The sequence below is a fragment of the Virgibacillus ihumii genome (genome assembly GCF_902726655.1).
GTDB lineage: Bacteria > Bacillota > Bacilli > Bacillales > Amphibacillaceae > Lentibacillus > Lentibacillus ihumii.
Window position 1 is genome coordinate 1 of record NZ_CACVAN010000002.1, and the last position, 10793, is coordinate 10793.

11 protein-coding genes and 2 pseudogenes are annotated in these 10793 nt (G+C 36.5%); 12 read left to right on the forward strand and 1 reads right to left on the reverse strand.

Annotated features, from left to right (window positions below):
- The first annotated feature begins 206 nt into the window (after positions 1-206).
- The 11 genes and pseudogenes from HUX68_RS19165 to HUX68_RS19215 all read left to right on the forward strand — a co-directional run bounded on the left by HUX68_RS19165 (position 207) and on the right by HUX68_RS19215 (position 8321).
- Positions 207-651, forward strand: a pseudogene (locus HUX68_RS19165) (ASCH domain-containing protein).
- A 222-nt stretch (positions 652-873) separates the two neighbouring features.
- Positions 874-1296, forward strand: coding sequence for a DUF5412 family protein (locus HUX68_RS19170; RefSeq protein ID WP_281355795.1), 423 nt, complete (start codon positions 874-876; stop codon positions 1294-1296).
- Between the two features lie 110 nt (positions 1297-1406).
- On the forward strand, positions 1407-1865 hold the full coding sequence (locus tag HUX68_RS19175) for a GNAT family N-acetyltransferase (RefSeq protein WP_174616535.1): 459 nt from the start codon (positions 1407-1409) through the stop codon (positions 1863-1865).
- Positions 1866-1913: 48 nt separating this feature from the next.
- On the forward strand, positions 1914-2819 hold the full coding sequence (locus HUX68_RS19180) for an alpha/beta fold hydrolase (protein WP_174616536.1): 906 nt from the start codon (positions 1914-1916) through the stop codon (positions 2817-2819).
- Positions 2820-3023: 204 nt separating this feature from the next.
- Positions 3024-3662, forward strand: a complete 639-nt coding sequence (locus HUX68_RS19185; protein ID WP_174616537.1) for a hypothetical protein — start codon at positions 3024-3026, stop codon at positions 3660-3662.
- A gap of 592 nt (positions 3663-4254) precedes the next feature.
- The gene (locus HUX68_RS19190; RefSeq protein WP_174616538.1) at positions 4255-4983 is read left to right on the forward strand and encodes an LEM-3-like GIY-YIG domain-containing protein; all 729 of its coding nucleotides are present in this window, start codon (positions 4255-4257) and stop codon (positions 4981-4983) included.
- 238 nt (positions 4984-5221) lie between these two features.
- Complete coding sequence (locus HUX68_RS19195; RefSeq protein WP_174616539.1) at positions 5222-5401, forward strand: hypothetical protein; 180 nt, start codon at positions 5222-5224, stop codon at positions 5399-5401.
- A gap of 94 nt (positions 5402-5495) precedes the next feature.
- The gene (locus HUX68_RS19200) at positions 5496-5819 is read left to right on the forward strand and encodes a hypothetical protein (RefSeq protein WP_174616540.1); all 324 of its coding nucleotides are present in this window, start codon (positions 5496-5498) and stop codon (positions 5817-5819) included.
- A 71-nt stretch (positions 5820-5890) separates the two neighbouring features.
- Entirely contained in the window at positions 5891-6244 is a 354-nt protein-coding gene (locus tag HUX68_RS19650) for a UPF0715 family protein (RefSeq protein WP_425509553.1), read from the forward strand.
- A gap of 242 nt (positions 6245-6486) precedes the next feature.
- Complete coding sequence (locus HUX68_RS19210) at positions 6487-6999, forward strand: type 1 glutamine amidotransferase domain-containing protein (protein WP_010530576.1); 513 nt, start codon at positions 6487-6489, stop codon at positions 6997-6999.
- Positions 7000-7340: 341 nt separating this feature from the next.
- On the forward strand, positions 7341-8321 hold the full coding sequence (locus HUX68_RS19215) for an SDR family oxidoreductase (RefSeq protein ID WP_174616542.1): 981 nt from the start codon (positions 7341-7343) through the stop codon (positions 8319-8321).
- A 267-nt stretch (positions 8322-8588) separates the two neighbouring features.
- Here the strand turns inward: HUX68_RS19215 and HUX68_RS19220 are convergent, their stop codons facing one another.
- Entirely contained in the window at positions 8589-9722 is a 1134-nt protein-coding gene (locus HUX68_RS19220) for a zinc-dependent alcohol dehydrogenase (protein WP_174616543.1), read from the reverse strand.
- 491 nt (positions 9723-10213) lie between these two features.
- Here HUX68_RS19220 and HUX68_RS19225 point away from each other — a divergent pair.
- A pseudogene (locus tag HUX68_RS19225) lies at positions 10214-10642 on the forward strand (GNAT family N-acetyltransferase); the annotation flags it as partial.
- Positions 10643-10793: the final 151 nt, after the last annotated feature.

Here is a 10793-nt window from a genome sequence, read left to right on the forward strand (position 1 = left end):
AACACGAAGACAATGCTTCAAGGGCGCAGAACGACATCCTCTCTCTGATTTAAATCCATTATACCTTGAATAATAGGTATATAGGATTAACACCAGAAAAAATCTGGTTAATAATAATATACGAGGGCGCTTTTCCCTAATAATAGCACTAGTATTATTTACACGAGGTTGAAATAAAAGTAAAGCTATGTATGGAGGTTATAATTATGAATCAGGATGCTCAGGCGTACTGGAATGAATATTGGAAAGATCGAGATCAGCCTCAGTCAGTTAGTGCATGGCAATTTGGAGATGATCCTGATTATCTCGCACGATTGGTAAGATGGCATTAAAACTGCCACTTGCTCAGGATATATATTTTATGAACTGGAGAATGAACCTCTTCCGACAACAGAAGATTACAGTATTATATTAAACAGTCACGACAAACCTGTAGCAATCATTAAGACAGTGGAGGTTACACTAACTCCAATGAATGAAGTTACTGAAGAGTTTGCTGTTGCAGAAGGTGAAGGGGATAGGACTTACCAATATTGGTGGAAGGCTCATGAAAAATTCTTTGGAAACGAATTGAATGCAATCGGACGGAAATTTTCTGAAGACATGCTCCTTGTTTGTGAACGCTTTAAAGTGATTGATGTAAAAAAATAAGTAAAAGATCCATTCTTAAGTAATCGGGCGCTTTTCCCTAATAAAAAAATGCGTTAATATCGCATATAGGGACTATATTGCTGGAATTATCATTATTTAGGGAGGGTTATCATTTTAATTTTATTTGGTTACTTAATTTCTTTCATTACCATCATATTATTTTTAGTTTTATGTGCTAACATAATAACTTCTTTCATTAAAAAGAAACCTTTTCCTAAAAAAGTGCTAGTTGCAACGTTGTCTGGGTTTGTTCTGGTGTCTTCAATCTATGTATATGAAATGTACTTTTTTACATTTAGTGAAATTGATAGAGGATCCACTCAAAAGGGACCTGGACCTGTAACATCACCCACGGGGGAATATACAGCTAGTGCTTATTATGAATTATATGGTGGTGCAGCAGGCGGAGTTAATGTATGGGTGGAAATAACGAATGACGATGAAAATGATAAAAAGAAAACAATATATTATAGTGACGCAAATAAAAGTATCAGTTTAGAATGGGCAAATGAAGATACGCTATTCATTAAAAACGAAAAAAATAGTATGAAATTAAACGTGGAGAAAGAGATTTATCACGATAGAGGATTAGTCTGCCAGAGTTTACTGATGAAAGATGAGTATGAAACTTGCTACCAAAACTAATATCTTTTATTACATTATCGGGCGCTTATCTGTAATAAAGATCGATACCCGTATTGTACATAAGAGTCATTTAATGGAATAATCGTATCGGTCAGAACGGGGGAAGAACGATGACAGTAACATTAAAAACAATGAGTTCAGAAGAATTTCAACAATATTTGAGTTATGCAATTGATAACTTTGCAAACGAGCAAATTAAATCTGGAAATTGGAAGCAAGAGGGAGCAATCAGTAAGGCAGCGAAGGAACACAAACATTTACTTCCTGACGGACCAAATACCGATAACAATTATTTATTTACAATTCGTGATGGAGACTTAAAGGTTGGAATGGTATGGCTAGCAAACAAGGATGATAATAAGGGTTTCATTTATGATATTAACATTTGGACAGGCAATCAAGGTAAAGGTTATGGAAAACAAGCAATGAAGCAAGTTGAAATCATAGCCAAAGAGATTGGATTGAAAATGATAGGACTTCATGTCTTTGGTCATAACAAAGTGGCAAGGAGCCTATATGAACAACTAGGATATGTTGAAACAAATATAAAAATGGAAAAATCATTATAGGTTATTGAGGAATTGGGCGCGCTAATCGAATAGATAGGGGGATGGAAAGTGGGAAGAACTTCAAACGAAAAATTAATTCATATTCGGGGAAAAGATATGTACGTAGAAGTTCATGGTTCGGAAAATAAACCACCTCTTTTATATCTACATGGAGGACCTGGTGAAAGTTGTTACGAGTTTTGTTATCACCAGGGGAAAAGGTTACATGAAGATGTTAGACTTATTGCGGTTGACCAGAGAGGTGTTTGTCGATCAGAGGCGATTGATAGAGAGGAAAGTTTTTCTTTAACTGATATTGTGATGGACTGTGAGGAGCTAAGAAAAGAATTGGGTATTAAAAAATGGGCTTTGTTGGGGCATTCTTTTGGTGGTTACTTATGCCTTTTATATGCCACCATTTTTCCAGAGTCAGTTAGCCGAATCATTTTTGAATGTCCCACATTTGATTTTGGACTAACTACAAGAAATTCGTTAAGAAAAGCATCAAAATTGTTCAAAGATGAGGGAAAGAAAAATTTAGCAGAACAATGTTTAATGCTATCCAAATCTGGTAAAACAACCAAAGATTTAATGTTGGAATTTATGAAGATACGTCCTGAATTAGGTGAAAGGGGAATGGAGATACACGTTCATAATTTTGATAATCCAACTGATTATTCATCATACACAGATGATGAATGGGAGCAGTTTTTCAAAAAAACTGATATACATAATGATCGATTATTGGATGGTGATGAAATGTTTAATTCGTTGCTTCCAAGGCTTAAGGAAGTTACCCAGCCCGCTATTTTAATAAACGGCCAATATGATCCGGTAACTTGTGATGAACAGATTAAAACCTTTCTCGCTGATGTGGAGCATAGTGAAATAGTTACACTAAAAGATAGTGGTCATTTCCCTCATTTTGAAAAACCAGAAAGTTTCAAAGAAATTGTAGTTGACTTTTTACAATAATTTTGTCGATGTTCCGTAAACGGGTGCGATTCCCGAATTGAATGCGGCTTTTCCCTAATGAGCACAGTTTAGTTAAAGAAGAAGTTATAATATAATATGATTAGAGTAATCCTTGGAAAGGATCTTATCCTAACTAAATCCTAACTAAACGCACAATGAAGGAGACGATATATGAGACACCTATATCTGTTTGGGGGTTTAATTTTGATGTTTGCGCTACTATTTGGGTGTTCCTCCGAACCTCAAACAGCTGACTCTAACGATGCCGATGAACCAATGAAAGAAAATTCTTCAAGATCTACAGAACTTTCCAAAAAACAAAACGCAACTAAAAAAGACAAAGCTACATATGAAGAAAATCAAGAAATGAATAATGACAACAATCCTCGCTCAAAAACAAAGTCAGATAGTGTTTCTCAAGAAAAAATGGAGCAATTAAAGAAAACATTGAGAACTTATATATTTGATGAGTATATGGATAGCTCCGATTATGTTTATGCAAAGGGAATTAATTGGACTAAGAATTTTTATGACAATCTAACCGCTAAAGAAATTTGGACTGTTATGGAGGAATATAAAGAAAAGAATAACGGTAAGGAAGGGACATTGTTTGATAAAGCTAATTATCTTTCGGTAAATGCACCTATAAAAGATAATTGGAAAGAGTTATTTTTAGTAAATTGGAAAAACAGCCCCTACTCAGGAAATGATAACGAAATCGTAAAGATGATTGATAAAGGTGATGTAGTGTGGGTTTATACAGAACAGATTTCTTATACAGGTGAAGAAAACAATTATCCTTATATCGTTTTAGATAAGAGAACTGGTTTTTGGCACGGATGAGAAACAATTTTAATTCATACAACGGGTAACATAGACTAGTAATAGGCAGATGCGAAATATGAAAAAAGGGATAGCTTTGTTGTTTATGGGATTAGTAATTTTTATGTTAGGTATATATTTATCCATTCACTGGGTTGTGATTGGAACCTTTCTTGGCGTTGGTGGAGGAATCATAATCGGTAGCAGCTCTTATTTTAAAATTAAATAATATTGCTTTCCGAAACAACTAACTTATGTCGCTAACGGGCGCGGTTATCGAAGGTATACGGGGCAAATGATCCAATTTTAATTTTAGACATCAGCATATATAATCCCTATGAACAGACAGGCTTTATTTTTTATTGGCTAGAAGACGTTCAAACAAAACCCTGGGAACGCAGACTCCTAAATAGTTGAGCCACTGGATAATAAAGCATCGCCTCAAACGATCCTAAGACCATTCTCCGGGAGTGTTCCGAAGCAATAAATCTGCAATTTGTATTCTTTGCTTAGCCCGGAATACAAGACTTAGATTCATTTGTCAAGGAACAAAACAAATTGGAAATTGACATCAACTGTGAATTAAAACTTATTATACGAGGATGGGTACATTATGCAAAAATTTTCGCAAGAGGTTATTAATAAACTAAAACATTATGTCTATACTTATGCTGAGCCGATAACGGATGAGGTGTTTTATGTTGGAAAAGGCGTTGGTAATCGCGTGTTTTATCATTTGACTGATACGGAAGATACTCCCAAAACCCGTATGGTTAAAAGTATCCGGGAAAGGGGAATGGAACCGAAAATTGAAATACTCACTCATGGCCTGGAGGATAGTGAAACGGCATTAAAAGTAGAGGCTGCGGTAATTGACTTAATTGGGAAAGAAAAATTAACCAATGCAGTACGAGGATTTCAAAGTGGGGTGTATGGAAAAGTTGGTTTAAACCAACTCATTTCTCATTATGATCGGGAAGTGGCTAGTATAGAGGAACCGGTGATACTAATTCGATTGAATAAAATTTTCCGCTATGATATGACTGATATAGAATTATATGATGCAACAAGAGGTGCTTGGAAAATAGGGAAAGATCGAGAGAAAGCAAAGTACGCTTTTGCGGTATTTGATGGAATTGTACACGAAATATATAATGTAGTATCTTGGTTTAAGGCAGGAAGTACGTTTAATACCCGGGCAGATGCTAACGAGGAAAATCGCTGGGAGTTTGTTGGAAAGATTGCAGATGATTCTGTACGAGTAAAATACCTCCAAAAGTCGGTAGAGCAATATTTAACAAAAGGAGCACAAAACCCAATTAAATATGTAAACATCAAATAATAACCAAGGAACGGAAAGAAGATGTTAGTTTCTTAAAAATTATCAAAAACAATAATTAAGAGTTAAACGAAAATTAATTTGCTTTTGCTGACAGGGCGTTAGTAGTAATGTATTAATAATATACTTTTACCTTCAAGAATTGGGCGCGATTCACTAATAATGGTGTCAACACCGCATACTGGATCAGATTGTTGAACAGATGGGAGTGCATTCTTCGTAGCTTGAATGAGGTGAGTAAATGCTTAAACATTTTTTGTTTTTTATAATTATGTTAGTTGGTTTGTCTATATGGAATCTTGTGTTTCCTTCACATAGTCAAAGCATATTAGAAATAATAGGTACTTCAATCGTTGCTACACTTGCTTATTGGTTTATAAGCTGGCCAGAGTCTAAAAAAAACAAATCAGATGAAGACTGATTGTTTTTTAAAACAATTGGGCGCTGTTCCGGAATAAAACTAGGCGTCTAGCCCTGCAGAAAAGGATCATTTTGCGGCAAAAGAGGTGAATAGTATGGGAACCGAAACTGCTAGTGATTGGCTAAAGGATAAGGGACTATCAAATGCTGATATTGATTTTGTTGAAACGATATTGACTTTCACGTCTACTACCAAGGAACAAAAAAACAAATTAGTTGAGATTAATAAAACACTTCAAACGTCTTTTCCCGATAAAAAGGCAGAGATTGATCCAAACTTAACACTTTCGCAATTTGATAAAATACTGCGGGATAATGGGATAGCTATTGATGTAATTGAAATGCTCACAAGGTATAAAGAACAAGGTTTATGCACGAATTTATGTAATCGATTATTAGAAGGTCAGCTGTATCATTAACGGGCGCCATTCTTGAACAAGGGGATTATTTTTTGCTAAAAAAACGTTTGACATTAATATTTTTATCTGGGTTGTCTATGTCGGTATTTTATTTATTGATGGAATCCTTTCCATTTAGCCTTTCGTTTGAAGCAATATACATTGTTTTCTTTTTTGGATTAGTGTTTGGTGGATCGTATAGTTTATTCGCTTTACCAATCCAAATATTGTTAAATAAATATCTTGATGCTCGTAAGTTCAATATTACATATTTTGTAGCATATCTATTAGGATCTTTAATTGTATATTTAGTAATTTACGGGGTCTTTAATAATTACGAATCTTTTTATGCAAACTTGGAATTTTATTTGTATGTATTTGTTTCAGCATTGTTTTTTTGGACATGGGATTCAATAATTATGTGCAGGGACTCAATTTCGGCATGAGGATATTGTTGAATGAAATTGCCACAATACGAACGGGCGCAGTTGGGGAATAAAGACCAGCTCCCAAATGCCATTGTAGTGCACGTTTATGTAACACGATAAGGTAGAAGGGAACAAGTGCCTGTCAGTTAGAGCATCGTTATTTGGTTCGTGTATAATACGGTTCATGAGCATACTGCTTAATAAAGTTATGGGCAGTCTGCTAGAATATATTCGAGAATGATAAAGGGAGGAAGTGCTATATGAGTCGACACATTGCAGTCCTTGTAACAGACATGGTAGAAGAAATTGAATTAACTGATCCTGTGAAAGCTTACAAAGAAGCTGGGCATACGGTAGATATTATCAGTAATGAAGCAAAAAAAACCATCAATGGCAAAAATGGGGACGAAATACAAGCAGATAGAGGCATAGATGAAGTAAATGCAAACGATTATGATGCATTACTCGTACCTGGCGGGTTTTCTCCTGACTTACTACGTATTAATCCGAAGAATAGTGAGTTTGCGAAAACATTTTTCCAAGATAATAAACCCATATTTTCAATTTGCCATGGTCCACAGTTTCTCGTTAATACAGACCAACTAAAAGGTAGAGAGCTAACAAGCTTTGTTTCCGTAAGAAAAGACTTGGAAAATGCAGGAGCAACTGTAAAAGATGAAGAAGTAATCGTAGATGGAAACCTTGTAACAAGCAGAACACCTGATGATCTTCCTGCATTCAATCGCGAATCTCTAAAGCTTTTAGAAAAATAATTCGTCGATCGTATAGGGGGGCTGTTAATCATGCAGCCTCTCTTTATTTTTTATTTGATAATAGATAAAGCGCTCATGCCCATCTGCCATGATCTTCCTCAAACGGGCGCTTTTCTTGAATAAGGCGCTCTTTCTTAATTGGACCATAGGTATGGGAATTAGTTCTCGGCAAATTCCTTATTCCACCTTTTCGAGGGGTTGTGCAAAAATACCCTTATTGCGACAAGCGTATTATGTGGTTAGCCGGTTTTTTTCTGGTTGCCCTATTTTTTTAGGTACTATATTTGTAGTGAACAACATAAACATTCTATGGCAGAAAATTATTTCTATAGGAGGTTTCCATGGATCAAAAGGATCAAAGTCGTCAATTAGACCAAATAAAGCAAATGCAACAAATGTTTAAAGAGAACATGAAAACTCAACCTTATCCAATGTACCCTAACTATGGGAAAATCACACGTTACGAAGAAATTCCGATCAGTGTTCCGGAACAACGACAACTCCAGCACCCGGGTGTCGAGGAACTTATGGTACCCCTCCCAATTATCGAAAACCCGAACTACAAAGGGAGCGAGAAATTATGTGGAAAGGTTGCACTCATTACAGGCGGTGACAGTGGTATTGGTGCAGCAGCAGCGATTGCGTTCGCTAAAGAAGGCGCAGATGTTGCTATTTCATACTTAGATGAACATGAGGATGCAAATAGAACAAAAACGAGGATTGAACAACTCGGACAACGTTGTTTTCTAATGCCTGGTGACTTGCGAGACAAACAACAGTGTATCTCTATTGTAGAACAAACAGTAAATACGTTTGGACGTCTCGATATTCTTTGTAACCACGTTGGTATCCAATTTCAACAACTAAGCCTGCTTGACATTACAGATGAGCAATTCGATGATACCTTCAAGGTTAATATATACTCTCATTTTTACACAACAAGAGCAGCGCTTCCTCATTTAAAACCAGGCAGCTCAATCATTGGCACAACTTCAGTGGTGACGTATGTAGGTGAGCAGCAAATGATTGATTATACGGCCACAAAAGGCGCAATAGTTGGCTGGACACGTGCCTTGGCCAAAAATGTCGTGAAACAAGGGATCCGAGTCAATGCCGTCGCTCCCGGCCGAATTTGGACTCCACTTATTCCAGCAAGTTTCTCGTCAGACCAAGTCGCTGTATATGGAGCATTTAATCCAATGGAACGAGTTGCCCATCCATTTGAACTCGCACCAACCTTTGTCTATCTTGCTTCTGATGATTCTCGTTTTGTTACTGGTCAAGTTCTTCATGTTGATGGGGGAGAATCCACACATTCCTAATGGAAAGGGGTTACCATTTTGAGGTATGAATTTAATCCACAAGTAAAGCTATTGCTAGTAAACCATTCAAATGAAAAAGTTAAGATGGTCTATATGGAGGATTCCTGGCCCATGCCAAAAATAGGACTGAGACCACCATACTATTGCTACCCAAGTTACGAGCTGAATTATCCAATAATCTAACATTTTATAAAAAAGCCTGCAGTAATGATTATGGAAAACCATTACTGCAGGCTTCTTCTATCCTATTACAGGATTAACCCTCTTTTACGGCTTTAAAATGACCTTGACGCAATTATCCTGATGATCATTAAAGATGCTATACCCTTCACTTGCATTCTCAAGAGGGATTTTGTGTGTAATAATTTCTTTGGGATCAAACTCTTTATTCATAATCTTTTCAAACAATTTAGACATGAAGTGAATAACTGGGGCCTGCCCCATCTTAAGCATAATATTCCTTATCCAAAAGGCACCTAATGGAAACGCATTGTAGTTGCTGCCGTAAACGCCGGTTAGTTGAACCGTTCCAAATTTCCTGACAGCTTTTGTTGAAATTTGAATAGGTCCAAGTGTTCCGCCTTGCAGCTTTAGTTTTTGTTCCATATATTCCAAAGGTGATTTTTTTCCATCCATGCCCACACAATCAATGACAACGTCTGCCCCGCCATGAGTGATTTCCTTTAAATACTCGCCCATGTCATCGTTTTTGGTGAAATCAAACACTTCAACATTGTTGATTCGTTTTGCATGGTTTAAACGATAACCAAGGTGGTCAATAGCGATTACACGTTTTGCGCCTTCCATCCATGCGAACTTTTGTGCCATCAGTCCAACAGGGCCACAGCCAAGCACAATAACGGTATCGTCCTTTTTCACTCCGGCATTTACCACACTCCAGTAGGCAGTGGGAAGAACATCAGATAAAAAGAGAAGGGATTCATCTTCCAGTTCACACGATTCAGGAACAACAAAAGGGGTGAAATTCCCAAAAGGCACTTTTAAATACTCAGCCTGGCCGCCCGGGTGGTTTCCGTACTTTTCGGAATAACCGAAATACCCTCCTGAATCGTAATGCGGATTGGAATTGTCACATTGACTTTCCATCTCATGCTGGCAATAAAAGCACTGTCCACATGAAACATTGAAAGGAACAACGACACGGTCCCCTTTTTTTACCTTTGTCACTTCAGGGCCGACTTCTTCGACAATCCCCATTGGTTCGTGACCAATGACATATCCTTCAGGTAACGGGATATTCCCTTGATACAAGTGTAAATCAGACCCGCAAATGGCTGTTGAAGTTATTCGAACAAGAACGTCATCTTTTTTCTCAAGCTTTGCGTCCGGTACCTCTTTAACAGTTACATTATTCGGTCCTTGATAGGTTACAGCTTTCATTTTCTTCACTCCAATCCAAAATAAATGGCTTTCAATCATTTAGACTGCCCGTCTCAAACGGAATGCATGATTATCTATAGTATTTCACTTACTGATTTAAATCATTCGTCCTCATAACTAATAATATTGCAAACTGTAGGTTTATAAAAAAGTTCAATCAAAAATATTCTATAATCGTTGATTTTACACCACATGGTAATTTTGTTATAAAAAAGATTGATCAAAACGTATTATTAGATAAGGAGTATACAGTAATTTTTATAATAAAGTTTAATCGCTTCTTATATAAAATCATTGATGATATATCAATGATTGGTTGGCAATCTTCCTTTTTAACGGTGCATCTTTGTTTTAAACAGTGGATCTTTTTTATAAACGGTGTAACTTTATTTTAAACCCACACCAGGAGAATAATTTTCCCCTTTCAGAAAAAGATTGGCATACATATTTTCTGTAGGGAATAAACCTTTAAACCTTTCTAATGATTCCGCGACGGACAGATAGTGGGACTCATTGACGTTGAGTACGAAAAAGAAGAGCGTACGGTTTGTTCAAGAGGAGAAGGGTTAGGCGGGATGATTTGGCATATAGCCGTCCATCCTGACTTTTCTCGCCAAGGAATCGGAAAACAGTTATTGGATATTGCTGTAAATAAAGCTAAAGCAATTGGATTAAATCGTTTGGAAGCTTGGACTAGGGACGATTTTTGGGTTCAAAATTGGTACGAGAAAATGCATTTCAAGAATGTTGATTCCTATTATCATATCTATTTTGAAGGTGATGAAATGAATCAACAAATCCAGTGTGCAACGCCAAAGCTTTATTTAGTGAATGCCTTTGCACATTATGTCGGGGACGACATAGAGCAATTTAAAAATAAGCGTATTCACCAGTGTGTTTGCTTTGAAAAAACCTTTTGATATTACGCTTTCTTAATCAGTATCTACCGCAATACCAGCCAATAGCTGTCAACAATTAAAGGTAAAAAAGTTTAAAAAAACATGTTATACTAAAATCGGACATGCCAAATAGCCTTACCGTTGAATTGATAAGGTTTCAAAAGATTGGCAA